At 72.3% G+C, this 18,255-nt stretch carries 14 protein-coding genes and 1 pseudogene; 12 read left to right on the forward strand and 3 right to left on the reverse strand.

What is annotated here, in order from left to right:
- Positions 1–215 precede the first annotated feature (215 nt).
- Genes ND450_RS13825 through ND450_RS13840 form a run of 4 tightly spaced genes read left to right on the forward strand, consistent with a single transcriptional unit; the run spans position 216 to position 5,077 of the window.
- Positions 216–1,826, forward strand: a complete 1,611-nt coding sequence (locus tag ND450_RS13825; protein ID WP_253326527.1) for an ABC-F family ATP-binding cassette domain-containing protein — start codon at positions 216–218, stop codon at positions 1,824–1,826.
- The gene (locus ND450_RS13830; protein ID WP_253326528.1) at positions 1,819–3,390 is read left to right on the forward strand and encodes an ABC-F family ATP-binding cassette domain-containing protein; all 1,572 of its coding nucleotides are present in this window, start codon (positions 1,819–1,821) and stop codon (positions 3,388–3,390) included. Before ND450_RS13825 ends, ND450_RS13830 begins: the two co-directional genes overlap by 8 nt.
- 33 nt (positions 3,391–3,423) lie before the next feature.
- Entirely contained in the window at positions 3,424–4,278 is an 855-nt protein-coding gene (locus tag ND450_RS13835; protein WP_253326529.1) for a hypothetical protein, read from the forward strand.
- Between the two features lie 49 nt (positions 4,279–4,327).
- Positions 4,328–5,077 carry a DUF899 family protein gene (locus tag ND450_RS13840; protein WP_253326530.1) on the forward strand — a complete coding sequence of 250 codons (750 nt, stop codon included), beginning with the start codon at positions 4,328–4,330 and terminating at the stop codon, positions 5,075–5,077.
- Positions 5,078–5,127: 50 nt separating this feature from the next.
- Here ND450_RS13840 and ND450_RS13845 read toward each other — a convergent pair whose 3' ends face one another.
- Positions 5,128–5,859, reverse strand: a complete 732-nt coding sequence (locus tag ND450_RS13845; protein WP_253326531.1) for a class I SAM-dependent methyltransferase — start codon at positions 5,857–5,859, stop codon at positions 5,128–5,130.
- Between the two features lie 199 nt (positions 5,860–6,058).
- Here ND450_RS13845 and ND450_RS13850 point away from each other — a divergent pair, with 199 nt between their 5' ends.
- A complete protein-coding gene (locus ND450_RS13850) occupies positions 6,059–7,375 on the forward strand; it encodes a cytochrome P450 (protein ID WP_253326532.1) in 1,317 nt (438 codons plus the stop codon).
- 40 nt (positions 7,376–7,415) lie between these two features.
- Here the strand turns inward: ND450_RS13850 and ND450_RS13855 are convergent, their stop codons facing one another.
- Together ND450_RS13855 and ND450_RS13860 are read right to left on the reverse strand one after the other, a co-directional pair.
- Positions 7,416–9,875 (reverse strand): FtsX-like permease family protein, encoded by a 2,460-nt coding sequence (locus tag ND450_RS13855; protein ID WP_253326533.1) that lies wholly within the window; start codon positions 9,873–9,875, stop codon positions 7,416–7,418.
- A gap of 3 nt (positions 9,876–9,878) precedes the next feature.
- Positions 9,879–10,610, reverse strand: a complete 732-nt coding sequence (locus tag ND450_RS13860) for an ABC transporter ATP-binding protein (RefSeq protein WP_253326534.1) — start codon at positions 10,608–10,610, stop codon at positions 9,879–9,881.
- A gap of 232 nt (positions 10,611–10,842) precedes the next feature.
- Here ND450_RS13860 and ND450_RS13865 point away from each other — a divergent pair, with 232 nt between their 5' ends.
- The 7 genes and pseudogenes from ND450_RS13865 to ND450_RS13895 all read left to right on the forward strand — a co-directional run.
- A complete protein-coding gene (locus ND450_RS13865) occupies positions 10,843–12,219 on the forward strand; it encodes a serine hydrolase (RefSeq protein WP_253326535.1) in 1,377 nt (458 codons plus the stop codon).
- The gene (locus ND450_RS13870; protein WP_253326536.1) at positions 12,216–13,073 is read left to right on the forward strand and encodes a serine hydrolase; all 858 of its coding nucleotides are present in this window, start codon (positions 12,216–12,218) and stop codon (positions 13,071–13,073) included. Before ND450_RS13865 ends, ND450_RS13870 begins: the two co-directional genes overlap by 4 nt.
- Positions 13,070–14,638: an ABC transporter substrate-binding protein gene (locus ND450_RS13875; protein WP_253326537.1), complete on the forward strand. Its 1,569-nt coding sequence runs from the start codon at positions 13,070–13,072 to the stop codon at positions 14,636–14,638. The genes ND450_RS13870 and ND450_RS13875 overlap by 4 nt, the downstream gene beginning before the upstream one ends.
- Positions 14,635–15,606, forward strand: a complete 972-nt coding sequence (locus ND450_RS13880) for an ABC transporter permease (protein ID WP_253326538.1) — start codon at positions 14,635–14,637, stop codon at positions 15,604–15,606. The genes ND450_RS13875 and ND450_RS13880 overlap by 4 nt, the downstream gene beginning before the upstream one ends.
- Positions 15,603–15,743 carry a hypothetical protein gene (locus ND450_RS13885; RefSeq protein WP_253326539.1) on the forward strand — a complete coding sequence of 47 codons (141 nt, stop codon included), beginning with the start codon at positions 15,603–15,605 and terminating at the stop codon, positions 15,741–15,743. The genes ND450_RS13880 and ND450_RS13885 overlap by 4 nt, the downstream gene beginning before the upstream one ends.
- A complete protein-coding gene (locus tag ND450_RS13890; protein ID WP_253326540.1) occupies positions 15,731–17,557 on the forward strand; it encodes a dipeptide/oligopeptide/nickel ABC transporter permease/ATP-binding protein in 1,827 nt (608 codons plus the stop codon). The genes ND450_RS13885 and ND450_RS13890 overlap by 13 nt, the downstream gene beginning before the upstream one ends.
- A pseudogene (locus ND450_RS13895) lies at positions 17,554–18,249 on the forward strand (ABC transporter ATP-binding protein); the annotation flags it as partial. The gene ND450_RS13890 and the pseudogene ND450_RS13895, both read left to right, overlap by 4 nt.
- Positions 18,250–18,255: the final 6 nt, after the last annotated feature.

Consider the following 18,255-nt stretch of genomic DNA (forward strand, 5'->3'; position numbering starts at 1 on the left):
AACCCTATCTGCGGAGGCGCGGGGACGCTGCTACTGTGGACGGCGAGATCAATCCGCTCGATCGAGGAGCCCGGCGTGCTGGTGGGTGAAGACGACATCTCAGGGTGAGCCCTGGATGTGACAGGCCATCGCGAGAGATGGCCTTTTCGTCGTCCCCTTTTCTCCCACACGCGCGGCAGTGGTCCGCGCGCGGCACATCCTGAGGTCTCACAGCCATGTCCGACGCATTCATCGTCGTGTCCTCCCTGTCCTTCTCCTGGCCGGACGACACCCCCGTGTTCGACGGCCTGTCCGTCTCGGTGCCCGGCGGGCGCACCGGTCTCGTCGCCCCGAACGGCGCCGGCAAGTCGACGCTGCTCAAGCTGATCGCGGGCGCGCTCACGCCGTCCGGCGGCACCGTGTCCGTCGAGGGCGTGCTCGGCTACCTGCCGCAGGACCTGCCGCTCACCGCCGGGCTGACCGTGGCCGAGGTGCTCGGGGTCGCGGACGTGCTGCGCGCCATCGCGGCCGTCGAGTCCGGTGACGTCGCCGAGGAGCACTTCAGCACCATCGGCACCGACTGGGACCTGGAGGAGCGCACGCGGGCCCAGCTCGACCGGCTCGGGCTCGGTGACCTGGCGCTCGACCGGGTGCTCGGCACCCTGAGCGGCGGGCAGGTCGTCTCGCTCGGGCTCGCGGCGCAGTTGCTGAAGCAACCCGACGTGCTGCTGCTCGACGAACCGACCAACAACCTCGACCTCGACGCGCGGCACCGGCTGTACGACGTGCTGGACGACTGGCGCGGGTGCCTGCTCGTGGTGAGCCACGACCGGGCGTTGCTCGACAGGATGGACCGGATCGCCGAGCTCGACGGTGGCGAGGTGCGGTTCTACGGCGGCGACTTCAGCGCCTACGAGGAGGCGGTGGCCGCCGAGCGCGAGGTGGCCGAGAAGAACGTCCGCAGCGCCGAGCAGGAGGTCAAGCGCGAGAAGCGGGAGATGCAGCAGGCCCGCGAACGTGCCGCACGCCGTGCCTCCAACGCGCAGCGGAACCTGTCGAACGCCGGGCTGCCGAGGATCTTCGCGGGCAACATGAAGCGCAACGCCGAGGTGTCGGCGGCCAAGGCCGACGGCACGCACGCGGCACGGCTCGGTGCGGCCAGGTCCAAACTGGACCAGGCCGAGCGGGCGCTGAAGGACGAGCAGAAGATCAGCCTGGAGCTGCCGCAGACCGCGGTCCCGGCCGGGCGCACGCTGTTCCTCGGTTCGGACATCCGGGTGCGGGACCTGTTCTCGGGCCTGGACTTCGCCATCCGCGGGCCGGAGCGGATCGCCCTGTCCGCGCCGAACGGGGCCGGCAAGTCGACGTTGCTGCGGGTGGTCGACGGCTCGCTGGAACCGGACAGTGGTGAGGTGAGGCGGGCCGACGGCCGGATCGCGTACCTGTCGCAGCGGCTCGACCTGCTCGACGACTCCCGCACGGTCGCGGAGAACCTGGCCGACGCGGCCCCGGCCATGCCGCCCGCCGAGCGGATGAACCTGTTGGCGCGCTTCCTGTTCCGCGGTGCCCGCGCGCACCTGCCGGTCGGGGCGCTGTCCGGTGGTGAACGGCTGCGGGCGACGCTCGCGTGCGTCCTGTTCGCCGAACCCGCGCCCCAGCTGCTGCTGCTCGACGAACCGACGAACAACCTCGACCTGGTCAGCGCCGGACAGCTGGAGAGCGCGCTCAACGCGTACCGGGGCGCGTTCGTCGTCGTCAGCCACGACGAGCGGTTCCTGAGCGAGGTGAAGATCGACCGCTGGCTGCGCCTCGACGGCGGCAGGCTGCTGGAGGCCGCGCATGGCTGACGCACTGGTCGCCACCGAGCTGGTGCGCGGGTTCGGCGGCAGGCGCGTGCTCGACGGCGTGTCGCTCACGGCGGCACCCGGCAGGCGCATCGGGCTGATCGGCGAGAACGGCGCGGGCAAGTCGACGTTGCTGCGCCTGCTCGCGGGCGCCGACCAGCCGGACGGCGGTGTCGTGCAGCGGCCGCCGGACCTGGGTTTCCTGCACCAGGAGATGCCGTTCCCGGACTCGGCCACCGTGGCGGAGGTGGTGGACGACGCGCTGGCCGAGGCGCGGGAGGACCTGGCCGAGCTGGAACGGCTGGGCGCGTTGCTCGGTGCGCAGGACGTGGAGGCGGAGTACGCCGAACGACTGGAACTGGCGCAACGGCACGAGGCCTGGGACGCCGACCGCCGCGCCGACATCGTCCTCAGTGGACTCGGTCTCGGCGACGTGGCCCGGGAACGCGCTCTCGGGTCGCTGTCCGGCGGGCAGCGGCGCCGGCTGCACCTGGCCGCGCTGGTGATCCGCCGCCCGACGGCGTTGCTGCTCGACGAGCCGACCAACCACCTGGACGACGACGCGGCGGCGTTCCTGGAGGAGCAGCTGCGGTCGTTGCCGGGCATCGTCGTGCTGGCGAGCCACGACAGGGCGTTCCTCGACGCGGTGTGCACGGACCTGGTCGACCTCGACCCGGCGGTGGACGGGCCGGTGCGGTTCGGCGGCACCTACAGCGAGTACCTGGGCCTCAAGCGCGCCGAACGCGAGCGCTGGGAACGCCGTCACGCCGAGGAGCAGGAGGAGATCGCCGAGGTCCGCGACTCCCTCGGCCTGATCGCGGGCCGCGTCGCCCCGAACAGGCTCATGCGCGACAACGAGAAGATGGGCTACGGCGTGCGGGCGAACCGCGTGCAGAGCCAGATCTCCCGCCGCGTCCGCAACGCCACCCGCCGCCTCGGGGAACTGGAACGCGCCGCCGTGCCCGCTCCCCCGCGCCCGCTGCGGTTCGCACCGGACGTCGTGGCGCTGCAGGGTGAGGACCTGGTGTCGCTGCGGGAGGTCCGGGTCCCCGGACGGCTCGCGCTCGACCTCCTCGACGTCCGCGACGGCGACCGGCTGCTGGTGACCGGCCCGAACGGCGCGGGCAAGTCCACCCTCCTGCACGTGCTGGCCGGCCGGCACGAAGTGCCTGGTGTGCAACGACATCCGGGCGTCCGCGTCGGGTTGCTGGACCAGGACACGACCTTCGCGAACCCCCGCCTCACCGCGCGGGCCACCTACGGCCGCGCCCTGGGTGCCGAGCGGATCGCGCAGGTGCCGCTGGAGTCGTTGGGCCTGCTGCACAGGTGGGACCTCGGCAAGGCGGTCGGCACGTTGTCCGTGGGCCAGCGGCGCCGCCTCGCCCTGGCGCTGCTGGTCGCGAACCCACCGCACCTGCTGCTCCTCGACGAGCCGACGAACCACCTGTCGCCGACGTTGTGCGACGAGCTGGAGGACGCGCTGGGGCCGGGGCCGGGCGCGATCGTGGTGGCGAGCCACGACCGGTGGCTGCGGAAGAGGTGGCGTGGTGCGGAGATCGGGTTGTGAGAATTCGGTTGACGGCCCGCCGATGATGGTCCGGTGGTGGTGTTCGAGTGCGTGGCCTGCGGTGCGGAGCTGACGGTTCCGCTGAGCCGGGTCGACTGGCCCGACCACGCGGGGCGCACGGTCGGGAACGGTGTGACGGAGATGCCGGTCCTGATGGAGGCCGGCACCTATGCCACCAATTCGCAAGTGGTGGAAATCGCACCTGGAGACGTGCGGGGTGTCTCATGGGCCACTGACCTGTTCGACACCACCTCCTGTTGCGGACTCGCCGGCTACGACGCCCCGAACCTGTGGTGCGCGTGCGGACAGCCGGTCGGGTCGCGGGTCGACGACTGCTCGGCGTGGCAGGGGGTGCAGCTCGACGACGCCGCCGTGCGGCCGGTGGGTGAGGCGGAACCGGTGGCGGGTTGGGAAGCGTTCGAGTGGGACACCGCCCTGCTCGACGGCGCGGACGTGTGGTGGCATGACCGGGTGGCGATCGCGGCGGGTGTCGCGCTCGCCCGCATCGTGATCGCGGCCGGGGACGCGACGGTGGCCGTGCCGGACGGGCCTGTCGCCGAGGTGTTCCGGAGCCACCTCGACGAACTGCTCCCACCCGCGCCCGAGGTGAAGACCCTCGCACTCGCAGGCCCCGGTCTCCGGGCGGAGGCGGACCTCCTGCTCGTGCCGAGGCATCCGGAGTCCGGTGAGCCGTGGCCGGTGGAGGGGACGGCGGTGCCGATCTCCGCGGAGCTGTGGCGCTGGCTGGCCAACCCCGACCAGCAGCCCTGCGTCCCCGCGACCGGTGGTCGGTGGCCTTTCCTGGACGACGACCCGCTGCCCCGGCGTCCCGAGCGCATCGCGCTCGACCGCTGGGTGTCCCGGAGCGAGATGTCGAGACGGCCCTGACGGCTTCGACACAGGTGTGCAAGTACCGCACACACGTGGAGGACTGATCATGACCGGACGACCGCCCGTCACCGACCTCGCCACCTGGCAGAAGGCCCGCGACGAGCTCCTGGTCCGCGAGAAGGCCCACACCCGCGAGGGCGACGCGATCGCCGCGGAGCGCCGCAGGCTGCCGATGGTCGAGTTCGACGGCACGGTGCAGGTGGTCGGCGGGAACGGCCCGGTGCCGTTCCTCGACCTGTTCCAGGGGCGCGACGAGCTCGTCGTCTACAAGCACATGTGGTGGGACGGCGCCCCGCACCAGGGGCAGTGCGAGGGCTGCACGCACGTGCCGTGGCACTTCGACGACGCCTCGTACCTCAACGCGCGCGGGGTCTCGTTCGCCGTGCTGACGGTGGGCGCGTGGGAGGAGGTGGCGCCGTTCGTGCAGTTCATGGGGTACGCGCAGCCGTGGTACTCGGTGCGCGGGCTGGACGAGCCCGTCGGTGGCGAGATGGGCCACCTCACCAGCTTTCTGCGCGATGGGGACCGCACGTTCCTCACGTACTCGACGACCGGGCGCGGGTGTGAGCGGGTCAACGGGTCGCTGGCGCTGCTCGACATGACCGTGCGCGGGCGTGGCGAGGCGTGGGAGCGGCACCCGGAGGGGTGGCCGGAGGCCCGGCAGGCGGGGTGGTTCTGGCGGTCGAACGCCGCCGGTGAGCCCGGCTGGGGTGAGGACACCAGGCCCGTGCCGCAGTGGACGCGGCCCGGTGCGGTGGCGGTGCGGACGCTCGGCAGGCAGGGCCACTGCCACTGACCCAAGCCGGCCGAGGCGGGTGCGCTGTCCTCGAAGGGCGCACCCTGGGCTCAGCGCGGCTTGGCCGCCGTGGCGAGGACGCGGCGCTTCCGGTCGAACCCGGCCAGGACGCGCCGCGCCTCCTCCTGCATCGACGCCATCGCGGGGTCGGGCTCCTCGACGGCGAGCGCCGCCTCCCACAGGCACCGCTCGTCCGTCCGCCACGCGGGCCTGTCGGCCACCTCGACGTCTGCGAACCCCGCCTCGGGCAGCTGCCGTTCCAGGTCCAGCTCGCGGATCCGGCCCCAGACCCGCTCGTCGCCGGGGTCGGCCGCCTGCCAGCAGGTGACGGCCAGGCGTCCGCCGGGGCGCAGCACCCGCAGGCACTCGCGCAGCGCGTCCGGCTTGGACTCCGCGAACTGCAGCGAGTCCACGACGAGCACGGCGTCGACCGAGTTCGCGTTGAGACCCGTGGCTGTGAGAGTGCCCACGCGGAAGTCGCCGCCGCTGCGCGACCTGGCCTGCTCGACGGCGACCCTCGAGAAGTCCACGCCCACCAGGCGGCAGCCGGTGCGCCGGGCGATCTCCAGGCCGTAGCCGCCTCGGCCGCACGCCAGGTCGAGCAGCACCCTGCCCGGCGCGAGGCCGAGGGAGCCCGCGACCTCGTCGAGGCCGGCGCCGCCGAGCAGGCTGGTCGACTCGAGACCGTCGGGGAGACCGAGGACCTGCCGGACCAGGTCGTCGGCCCGCTTCGACGCGGTCCGGTCGGCGTACCAGCGGTCGAAGTCCTCAGCGCTCGTCACGATCAAGACCCTGCCAGACGGCGGCGGGAACCACGCTCCGTCCCCGGCCGGACGCACTCCGCACAGATCAACACCTGGACCAAAGTATGACGGCGAGTTAATCCCAGGTATGACGACGCGCGAGCGGCGACGTCGTTATTGTCCGTTCCGATGGACATCATCAGCTCGTAACCCCTTTCCGCCGAAGGGCAGCCGCGTCATGTGGGAAGTTCTGCAGTCAGCGACCGACGTCCGGTCGCGCGTGACCGAGTGGATGGGGAAGCGGTTCCTCGCACACCTCAGCAAGACCGGGTTCGACCTCGAGTCGTCCTGGTTCGTGCCCTCGCGCGTGCTCGCCCCGCTGCGGCGCAACGGGCTCGACCCCGTGCCGGAGATGGCGCGGATGCAGGCCCAGGCACCGCTGACGCGCCTGCCGCTGCCGGTCACGGTGTGGCTGGTGACGGGCTACGAGGCGTCCAAGCAGGTGCTCGTGGACTCCGAGGCGTTCAGCAACGACTTCGGCCACCTGCGCGAGCTGGGGCTCTTCTCGGACGAGGCGCCGGGCGGGCTCGGGTTCAGCGACCCGCCGGAGCACACGCGGCTGCGCAAGGTGCTGACGCCCGAGTTCACCATGCGGCGGCTCTCCCGGCTCGTGCCGCGGATCGAGCAGATCGTCGCGGACCAGCTCGACCTGATGTCCATGAAGGACGGCCCGGTCGACCTCGTCGAGCACTTCGCGATGACCGTGCCGGCGCTCACGATCTGCGAGCTGCTGGGCGTGCCCGCCGAGGAGCGCGAGGAGTTCCAGCGGCGCAGCGTCTCGCGGTTCGACCTCGGCGGGGCGGCCACGACGTCGCTGTCGGCCGTGTCCGAGTCCATCGTCTACTTCCGGGAACTGGTGCGTTCCCAGCGCGCGAACCCGACCGACGGGCTGCTCGGCGAGCTCGTCCGCAAGCACGGCGACGACCTCGACGACGACGAGCTGGCGGGTCTCGCGGACGGGCTGCTCACCGGCGGGTTCGAGACGACGGCCAGCATGATCTCGCTCGGCACGCTCGCGATGCTGCGCGACCCCGCGCTCCGCGAACAGGCGCTGGGCGACGACAAGGCCGTGAACGGGCTGGTCGACGAGCTGCTGCGGCACCTCAGCGTCGTGTCGGTGGCGTTCCTGCGCATCGCCCGCCGCGACGTCGAGATCGCCGGGGTCAAGGTCAAGGCGGGCGACATCGTGGCATGCTCGCTGTCGCAGGCGAACCGCGACCGCGGCGTCTACGACACCCCGGACGTGATCCTCCCGGAGCGTCCCGCGAGCCAGCACCTCGCGTTCGGCTACGGCGCGCACCGCTGCATCGGCGCGGAGCTCGCGAAGATGGAGCTGCGGATCGCCTACCCGGCGCTCGTGCGCAGGTTCCCGGAGATGCGGCTCGCGGTGCCGCCGGGCGAGCTGTCGTTCCGCAAGCTCTCGATCGTCTACGGGCTGCACTCGATGCCGATGCACCTCGGCGTGCAGCCCAGCCCGATCCAGCAGGTCCTCTGACGCGGCCGGGGGCCGCTCGCGCGAGCGGCCCCCGGCCCGTTCACTCCCGGACGCCGATGGCGTCGACGGGTTTGGCGCGCAGCGACACCCGCGTGGACACCGCGATCGACACCAGGCCGAGCAGCGCCGCCCCGGCGAGCGCGCCCAGGTAGACGCCGATCGGACCGGCGGGCACCGGCGTTCCGGTCAGGCCGATCGCGAGGACGACCAGTGGCACCGCGGCGACCAGCGACCCGAGCACCGCCGCCAGCCCGACCGTGAGCAGCGCCTCGGTGCGCATCATCCGGACGACCTGCCGGCGTCCGGTGCCGACCAGGCGCAGCAGGGCGAACTCACGGCGCCGCGCGGCCGTCGACATGACGAGCGTGTTCGACACCGAGATCGCGACGTACCCGAGGATCACACCGACCGCCACCAGGTTGAGCAGGAACTGGGTCCGCTCGGCGCCGCGGTCCTGCGCCGCCACCCCCTCGGTCACCCGGAGCCCCGGATAACGGCTGGTCAGCGCCTGGAGAGCGGTGGCGTCGGAGCCCTTCACGAGCACCGCGCTGTCCATGCCCGCGTTGGTGTGCGCACGGGCGTCGGCGGCAGACAGCACGTAGTCGCCGAACGCGAGGTCGTGCTCGTAGGTCGCGACGACGCGCAGCTTCGCCTGCTGGCCGTCCGCGAACCAGAACTCCACGGTGTCGCCGACGTTCTTGTTCTCCCACGACGCGTGCCCCGCGCTCAACGCGACCGTGCCCGGCCGGAGGTCGTCGATGCTGCCGGAGACGACACCGAGGTCGACCATGCCGCTCGCCGTCGGGTCGAGACCGTTGGCCGCACGGCTCTGCACCTCGACGGAGTCGCCGGTCCTGCTCGCGGTGATCACCTGGGTGCGCACCAGCGACGTGGCCGTCCCGCCGGAGACCTGCCCGACGACCTCGGCCGGCACGCCCGCGACACCGGTGATCACGTGGTCGGCGGTGATCGACCGCTCGTTCTGCTGCTGCACGGCGGCCGTGAGCGTCGTCTGGCTGTAGAAGTTGACCACCGCGAACCCGATGGCGAGCATCAACGGCGTCACCGCGGCCGCGAGCCGGCGCGAGTTCTTCCGCACGTTCGCGGCGGACGACCTGGCGAGCACCGGCGCGACCACCCGCACCGCCGCGCCGACCACCCGCGGCCCGGTCAGCGCCAGGCCGATGATCAGCACGAGCGCCGCCATGACCGACATCGCCGCGCCGAGCTGCCCGCCGAGGAACAACGGCACCGCCGTCGCGCCGAGGCCGAGCGCGACCAGCGCCCAGCCGATCGCCAGCCGGACCCGGCCGACGTCCCGCTTCTGCACCGCGGCCTCGCCCAGCGCCTCGACGGGGCTGATCGACGACGGCCTGCGCGCCGCGCTCCACGCCGCCACGCGTGCCGCCCCGACCCCGATCAGCAGCGCCGCGGCCAGCGGGATCGGGGAGATCGACAACGCGAAGTCGTCCGGGACCACGCCGATCCTCGCGAACGCCGCGCGCAGTCCCAGGCTGACCGCGATGCCGAGCAGGCTGCCGAGCACGCCCGCCACCACCGAGACGACCGCGGTCTCCACGCCGATCAGCCTGCGCACCTGCCGTGGCGTCGCGCCCACGGCCCGCAGCAGGGCGAACTCGCGGCGGCGTTGCTCGACGGTCAGGGCGAGCGTGCTGGCCACGACGAAGATCGCGACCAGGACCGCGTACCCGCCGAACGAGCCGGCCAGGATCGCGAGGATCGACTTGGTCTGGCTGACGTCGTCGAACTCGGCGGCGCTGCGGTCGGCACCCGACGACACGGTGACGTGGTCTCCGGCGAGGGCGGCTTCGACGCGGCCGGCGTCGGCACCGAGCACACCGATCGCGCTCACGCGGTCAGGGTGGCCGGCGAGCTCGCCGGCCACGGCCTCGCTGAAGAAGAGCGACGCCTGCCGTCCGGTGCCGGAAGCCTCGGCGACACCGGCCACGCGGTAGGTCACCGGGGCCGACCGCACCATCACCGAGACCTGGCCCCCCACCGCGACCCCGGCCTGGGCCGCGAGCTCTGCGTCCAGCACCACCTCGCCGTCCTCCGGCGCACCGCCCTCCTTCAGGCTGAACGGCGCCAGCGCGGCGGAGTCCCAGTTGTGGCCGAAGGACGGCTTGCCCGCGAGGCGCTGCCCGTCCGGCCCGACCACCACAGCCGGGAACGTCTGCTCGGCGACCGCCCGCGCACCCGGCACCGCGGCGATCTTGGCGACCAGCGACGCGGGAATCGACGGCTGTTCGGCGGTGTGCTCGAACGCGAGGACGTCGGCACCGGGCGGCCGGACGGTCCGGTCACCCGTGACGACCACGTCGGCGGCCGCGTAGCGCTGCGTGGGCACGCCGCCGCGGAAGCCGGACTCCATCAGGATCCCGCAGGCCGCGACGATCGCGGTGCCGCAGAGGATCGCGACGAACGCCCCGATGAACCCGCTGGTGCGGGCCTTGACGGTCTGCCAGGCGAGGGTCAGCACGGCTCACCACTCCCCGAGGTGCGTCATGCGCTCGGCGACCTTCTCGGGCGTCGGCGCGACCAGTTCGCCCGCCAGTCGTCCGTCGGCCAGGAACAGCACGCTGTGCGCGGCCGAGGCGGCCACCGGGTCGTGCGTGACCATCAGGACCGTCTGGCCCATCTCGTCCACGATGGACCGCAGCAGCCCCAGCACCTGTTGTGCCGTGCGCGAGTCGAGTGCGCCGGTCGGTTCGTCCGCCAGCACGACCTCGGGCCTCGCGACCAGCGCGCGGGCGATCGCGACGCGTTGCTGCTGGCCGCCGGAGAGTTCGGCGGGCAGCCGGTCGAGCCGTCCGTCGAGGCCGACCCTGCCGACCACCTCGCGCAGCCACGCCTGGTCGGTCGCACGCCCGGCGAGGCGCAGCGGCAGGGTGATGTTCTGCTCGACGGTCAGCGACGGCAGCAGGTTGTAGGCCTGGAAGACGAACCCGATGCGGTCGCGCCGCACCTGCGTCAGCGCGGCCTCCTTCAGGCCGCCGAGGTCGGTGTCGCCGAGCAGCACGTGGCCGGACGTCGGCCGGTCCATGCCCGACGCGCAGTGCAGGAAGGTGCTCTTGCCCGAGCCGGACGGTCCCATCACGGCGGTGAACGTGCCCCGCCGGACGGCGACGGTGATCTCGTCCAACGCGGTGACGGCGCCACCCCCTGAGCCGTACACCTTCCGCACCGCCTGCAGCGACAGCGCGTCTGCCCTCATCACGTTCTCCTTGGCTCGCAACGACTTCTGACCGAGAACGTAATTTCGCGGGGCGCGGCGATCGATCACGCAGGCTGCCCGGAACCAGGTGGAGCAGGCTCTACCCCCGAGTGGGTTCGTCCGCCAGAACAGATCACCGAGACCAGATTCGTCGGCCGCGACGAAGAGTCGGCAGGGGGCCCGAACCTAGGTTTGCCGGTGACCGGAGTCACGTCGACCTGGATGGGGCGCGATGTCCAAGCTCAACGAGATCAACGGGTGGCTGCAGGAGAACCTGCCCCGGCTGGTGGCCGAGCACGGGGTGCCCGGAGCGGCGGTGGCGGTCACCGTCGGCGACGACGTGGCCGAAGCCGCGGCCGGCGTGCTGAACAAGAACACCGGGGTCGAGACGACCACCGACTCGGTGTTCCAGATCGGGTCGATCACCAAGGTCTGGACGGCGACGCTCGCGATGCAGCTCGTCGACGAGGGCCTGCTCGACCTCGACTCGCCCGTGCGGACCTACCTGCCCGAGTTCCGGATCGCCGACGAGGACGCCGCCGCGCGGATCACCGTGCGGCAGTTGCTGAACCACACGGCGGGCTTCGAGGGCGACCTCTTCACCGACACCGGCCGCGGCGACGACTGCGTGGAGAAGTACGTCGCCACGCTGCACGACACGCCCCAGCTCTTCGGGCCTGGCGAGATGTTCAGCTACAACAACGCCGGGTACGTCGTGCTCGGCCGGGTCGTGGAGGTGTTGCGCCGCAAGCCCTACGACGACTGCCTGCGCGAGCACCTGTTCGCCCCGCTGGGCCTGACGCACGCCGCCGCGGACGCCTACGAGGCGATCATGCACCGCGCCGCCGTCGGCCACCTCACGCACGACGAGGAGACCGGGCCGCAGGTCGCGCCGGTCTGGGCGCTCGTCCGCTCCAACGCCCCGGCCGGTTCGGTTCTCGCCATGAGCGCCCGCGACCTGCTGAAGTTCGCGCGGATGCACCTGAAGAACGGTGACGGCGTGCTGTCGGAGGCCGGCGCCGAGGCGATGAAGCAGGTCCAGGTGAAGGTGCCCGACCTCGCGCTGATGGGCGACGCCTGGGGCCTGGGCTGGGAGCTGTTCCACTATCCACAGGGGACGGTCATCGGCCACGACGGCGGCACGATCGGCCAGAACGCCTTCCTGCGCCTCGTTCCCGAGCACGGCGTCGCGATCGCGTTGCTGACCAACGGCGGCAAGACGATCGACCTGTACGAGGCGGTCTTCCGGCACGTGCTGCGCGAGCTCACCGGTGTCGAGCTCCCCGAGATGCCCGAACCCGCCGCGGAACCCGCGCCCCTCGACGGCAAGCGCTTCACCGGCGTGTACGTCTCCTCGGTCGGCGAGCGGGTGGTCACGCAGGACGAGGACGGCCGCATCTGGATGGAGCTCGTGCCGAAGGGGATCATGGCCGAGCTGAGCCCCGAGTCGGCGGGCAGGACCGAGCTGGTGGCGTGGCGCGACGACACGCTCGTCGCGGCGGAACCGGTGCACGGCATCCACATGCCGCACGCGTTCGTCGGCGACGACGGGGACGGGCGGGCCCTGTTCCTGCACACCGGACGCGCGGACCGCCGGGTGGCCCCGTGATCGCCGAGGCCTTCGCCGACGCGGGCGTGGAGGGTTTCGTCCACGCCCGCGAGATCGGGGTGGGTGGCCGGGAGTTCTGCCACGGCGCGGACGACCAGGTGGTGCTCGCGTCGGTGTTCAAGATCGCGGTGGCCGTCGCGTTCGCGGACGAGGTGGCGGCGGGACGGCTCGACGCGAGCGAACGCACGCGCGTCACGTCCCGCTACCGCATCGGCGGGATCGGCACCGCGGGATGTGCCGACGACGTCGAGATGAGCTGGCGCGACCTGGCGTCGTTCATGATGACGATGAGCGACAACGCCGCGACCGACGTCCTCTTCCACCGCGTCGGCCAGGCCGCGGTCGACGCCGTGCTCGCGAAGGCCGGTCTGGCACGCACCCGGATCCTGGGCTGCTGCGAGGACCTGTTCGCCTCGGTCGTCGCGGACCTCGGCACCGAGGACGTGGAGGGCGCCTTCACCGATCCGGCCCTCGTGCCGAAGCTGTCCATTGTGGACCCCGAGCGCACGACCTCCTCGACGCCGAGGGAGATCACGACGTTGCTCGACGCGATCTGGACCGACCGCGTGGCGGCGCCCCAGGCGTGCGAGGAGGTCCGGGAGGTCATGGGCCGGCAGGTCTGGCCGCACCGGCTCAGCTCGGGCTTCCCCTCCGACGTCCGGGTCGCCGCCAAGACCGGCACGCTGCCGACGGTGCGCAACGAGGCCGGCGTCGTCACCTACCCCGACGGCCGTTCCTACGCCGTCGCCGTGTTCACCCGCTCCTCCTCGCCCGACCTCCGCGACCCCGCCGCCGACGCGGTGATCGGTCGCGCCGGGCGTCTCGCCGTCGACCACCTCCGGAGGACCTCATGAAACGCGCGGTAGCCCTGCTCACAGCCGTCGTCCTGACCGGGTGCGGCACGTCCGCGACGACCGGGAGCCAGAACCTGGCCCAGGGCGGGACCTTCACGATGTCCGTCGGCGGGGACCCCGGTTCGCTCGATCCCGCGCTGACGGTCCTGTCCGTGGCGCGGACCGTAGGCCGGTTCCTCTACGGCAGGCTGATCGACCGCACGGCGGACGGCACGATCGTCTCGGGCCTCGCCGAGAAGTGGGACGCCGACGTCACGTCCGCGACCTTCACGCTGCGCCAAGGCGTCACGTGCTCCGACGGCGCCCCGCTGACGGCCACGGACGTCGCCGCGAACATCACGTTCGTCGGCGACCCCGCGAACAAGTCGCCGCTGGCGGGCATCCAGGTCGCGCCCGGCACCAAGGCCACGGCCGACGACGCGACCCGCACCGTCACCGTGACGAGCGGTGCGCCGGACGCGTTCCTGCTGACCAACGTCGGCACCCTGCCGATCGTGTGCGGCAAGGGCATGACCGACCGCGCGCTGCTCGCGAAGGGCGAGCAGGGCACCGGCATGTTCAAGATCTCCGAGATCGTGGCCAACGACCACTACACCCTGGAGCGGCGCAAGGACTTCGTCTGGGGCCCCGGTGACTGGAAGGCCGACCAGCAGGGCCTGCCGGACAAGGTCGTGGTCAGGGTGATCCCGAACGAGACGACCGCCGTGAACCTGCTGATGTCCGGCCAGCTCACCGCCGCGACGGTCGCGGGTCCCGACCAGGAACGCCTGCTGGCGCAGAAGTACGAGCACGTCGACCTCGCCTCGCCGCTGGGCACGCTGTCGTTCAACCAGGCCGCCGGTCATCCGGGCGCCGACCCGGCCGTGCGCCGCGCGCTCCTGCAGGGCCTCGACCTCGCGCAGGTGGGCAAGGTGCTCACGAACGGCAAGGGCAGGCCGTCGCAGAGCGCGGTGACGGTCGAACCCCGGCCGTGCACCGGCGACAACGTCACCCCGCACCTGCCGAAGTTCGACAAGGCGGCCGCGACGACCGCGCTCGACGCCGCGGGATGGCGCGCCGGAGCCGACGGCACGCGCGCCAAGGACGGTCAGCCTCTGGCGGTGAAGCTGCTCCAGCCCACCGTCGCCGGCCCGACGTTCACCGCCACCGCCGAGCTGGTCCAGCAGTCGTGGCAGGGCATCGGCGTGAAGGTCGAGATCGCCCCGGTCGACGCGGCCGGCGTGAACCAGACGCTGTTCGGCACCGGCGCGTGGGACGTGTCGATGGTGCCGCTGTCGTTGTCGCTGCCGAGCCAGCTGGTGTCGTTCGTGTCCGGCCCGGTGCCGCCGCAGGGCGTCAACTTCGGCCACATCAAGAACGCGGAGTACGAGTCGGAGTCGAAGCAGGCGGCGTCCAAGACCGGCGCGGACGGCTGCGACAACTGGAACAGGGCCGAGGCGGCCCTGGTCAAGGACGCCAGTTTCGTGCCGTACTACGACTCGGTCGTGCCGACGTTCGTCAAGGGCGCGAAGTTCACGATGAGCGACAGCGTCGACCCGACCTCGATCAGGATGTTCTCCTCATGACCACGCTGGAACGGGTGCGGGGCAGCAGCTGGCTGCCCTTCGCCCGGCGGCGGGCCCTGCGGTTCCTGACCTCGCTGTGGGCGCTGGTGACCGCGGCGTTCCTGATGATCCACCTGATCCCGGGCGACCCGGTCCGCGAGTCCCTGGGCCTCACGGCGACCCCGGAGGTCGTCGCCGCCCGCCGCGCCGCGCTCGGCCTCGACGACCCGTTGCCAGTGCAGTACTGGCACTACGTCAGCGGCCTGTTCCGCGGCGAGTTCGGCACCTCGCTGATCAGCGGCACCCCGGTCGCCGACCTGATCGGCGACCGCCTGCCCGCCACCGTGCAGCTGGCGGTGCTCGCCTTCCTGGTCGTGGTCGTCGTCGCCGTGCCGGTCGGCGTGGTGATGGCGGTGCTCACCAAGGGCGGCCGCCGCCGGGGTGGCGAGCTCGCGTTCACGTCGGGGAGCGTGGTGCTGGCAGCGATCCCGGAGTTCCTGCTCGCCGTCGGCCTGGTGAGCCTGTTCGCCGTGCAGCTCAACCTGTTCCCGGTGGCGGGCAACGACGCCGCGGGCTCGTGGGTGCTGCCGGTGCTCGCGCTGGCGATCGGCCCCACCGCGATCCTCGCCCGGATCGTGCGGGTGGAGCTGCTCGCGGTGCTGGGCAACGACTTCGTGCGCACCGCCCGCGCCAAGCGCCTCCCCGCGAGGCTCGTGTACCTGCGGCACGCGCTGCCCAACGCCGTCACCGCGACCCTGACGATGGGCGGCATGATGCTCGCCGCCCTGGTGGCCGGGACCGTGCTGGTGGAGAACGTGTTCGCGTGGCCGGGTCTGGGGTCGACCATCGTGGGCTCGATCCAGCAGAAGGACTACCCGGCGGTGCAGGGGATCGTGCTGGTGTACGGGGCCGGGGTGCTGCTGGTGAACCTGGTGGTGGACGTGGTGCTGGCCGTGCTCGACCCGCGTTCGACGATCAGGGAGGCGTGATGGCCCAGGCCTTCGGCACGTCCGCCGTGCGCGACAGCCACAGCGCATGCGGCTCGCCACCCGGCGCCCACCACCCGGCCGCGCGCCTGCCGGCCGTTCCGCTGTCCCCCACCGAGGAGGTCGCATGCGCCGCCTAGCCGTCCTCCGCTCCCCCGTCGGCGCGTCCTCCGCCGTCCTCCTCGCGATCCTCGTCGCGCTCGCGGTCCTCGCCCCGATCCTCTGGGGCGACCGCGCCGCCGCCATCGACACCGACGCCCTGCAGCAGGGTCCGTCCGGGGAGCACCTGCTCGGCACCGACCAGCTGGGCCGCGACATCTTCTTCCGCGTCCTGGTGGCCACCCGGCTGACGATCGGCCTGGCCCTGCTCGCCACGGTCATCGGCGTGGTGACGGGCCTGTTCCTCGGCTCGATCCCGTCCGTGCTCCCGAGGTGGGCGGCGAGGACCGTCACGTCCGCGGTGAACATCGCCGTCGCGTTCCCCGGGCTCCTCCTCGCCCTGTTCTTCGCCGTCATCTTCGGCACCGGCACGATCGGGGCGGTGCTCGCCATCGCGTTCGCGATCACGCCGTCGTTCGCGCGCCTCACGCAGACCCTCACGGCGTCCATCAGCGGGCGCGACTTCATCAAGGCCGCTCGGGTGTGCGGGGTGGGGCGGTTCCGGCTGCTCACCCGGCACGTCCTGCCCAACATCGCGGAGCCGCTGGTCATCAACGCGACGCTGGCGGCGGGGTCGGCGCTGACGGCGTTCGCCGGGTTGTCGTTCCTCGGGATCGGTGTGCAGGCGCCCTCCTACGACTGGGGGCGGCTGCTCGGCGAAGGGCTCAACCGGATCTACATCACGCCCGCGCCCGCGTTGGGGCCGGCGGTCGCGGTGGTGGTCGCCGGGCTCGCGTTCAACCTGTTCGGTGAGGCCGCCGCGTCCGTGCACCGCAACCAGCAGCGGGGCGCGGCCACCCCGCCGCACGCGCCCGTCGTCGACCGGTCGGAGGGTGGGCTGCTGACCGTCCGGAACCTGCACGTCACCTTCCCCGGCGACGTCCGGCCGGTGCGCGGGGTGTCGTTCACCGTCCACCACGGCGAGATGATCGGCGTGGTCGGCGAGTCCGGCTCCGGCAAGAGCCTCACCGCCCTGGCCGTGTCGCGCCTGATCGAGCACCCCGGCAGGGTCGCGGCGGACCGGCTGGAGTTCAACGGCAGGCCCGTCACCGCCACGCCGGACCGGGAGCTCGGCACGCGGATGGCGATGGTGTTCCAGGACCCGATGACGTCGTTCAACCCCACCCGGCGCATCGGCAGCCAGCTCGCCGAGGTGTCCGAGGTGCACCAGGGGCTCACGCGCAGGGCCGCGCTCGCCAAGGCGGTCGACCGGCTGGAGGCCGTGCGGATCCCGGAGCCGGACCGCAGGGCCAGGCAGTACCCGCACGAGTTCTCCGGCGGCATGCGGCAGCGGGCGATGATCGCGATGGGGCTGATGGGCGAACCGCAGCTGGTCATCGCCGACGAACCCACCACCGCGCTCGACGTCACCGTGCAGAAGGAGGTGCTCAGGCTCCTCGCGCGGATCCGGAAGGACAGGGACGCGGCGGTGTTGCTGATCAGCCATGACATCACCGTCGTCGCGCAGACCTGCGACCGGGTGCTCGTGATGTACGCGGGCCGGATCGTCGAGGAGCTGCCGACCGACGAGCTGTTCACGGCCGCGCGGCACCCGTACACGACGGCGCTGCTCGAGGCGGTCCCCGACCTCGACACGGACCGGGACGCGCCGCTCGCCGTCATCCCCGGACGGCCGCCGGAACCCGGTGAGATCCGCCAGGGCTGCCCGTTCGCGCCGCGCTGCCCGCTCGCCGACGACCAGTGCCGGACCGAGGAGCCCGAGCTGACGACGTTCGCCGAGGGCCACCGGGTCGCGTGCTGGAAGTCCGAGAGCGAACTGGTGGGTGTGCGATGAGCGAGTTGAACTTCACGGACGTCACCGTCCGATTCGGGCACCACACGGCGGTCGACGACGTCAGCCTCACGGTGCCGGCGGGTCAGGTCGTCGGCCTGGTCGGCGAGTCCGGGTCGGGCAAGTCGACGCTCGCCGCCACCGCGGTCGGCCTCGTCGAGCCCACCGCGGGCCACGTGCGGGCCGACGGCAAGGTCCAGATGGTCTTTCAGGACCCGTACTCGTCGCTCGACCCGAGAATGAGCATCGGCAACTCCATCGCCGAGGCCATGCCGCGGGGCACCGACAGGAAGGCCGAGGTCGCGAGGCTGCTCGAACTGGTGAACCTCGACCCCGGCCGGGCGACCGCGCTGCCGGCGAGGCTCTCGGGCGGCCAGCGCCAGCGGGTCGCCCTCGCCAGGGCGCTCGCCGGGAACCCGAAGGTGGTCATCGCCGACGAGATCACCTCCGCGCTCGACGTGTCCGTGCAGGGCGCCGTGCTCAACCTCGTGCGCGACCTGCAACGACAGCTCGGACTGTCCATGCTGTTCATCTCGCACAACCTCGCGGTCGTGCGGTACGTGAGCGACCGCATCGCGGTGATGAAGGCGGGCAGGATCGTGGAGGAGGGACCGGCGGCCCAGGTGCTCGGGGACCCGCAGCACGAGTACACGCGCGAGCTGCTCGCGGCCGCGCCGAGGCGCCACACCAGGCTGGAGGTT

Origin of the sequence: Lentzea sp. HUAS12 (assembly GCF_024125735.1) — a bacterium.
GTDB lineage: Bacteria > Actinomycetota > Actinomycetes > Mycobacteriales > Pseudonocardiaceae > Lentzea > Lentzea albida.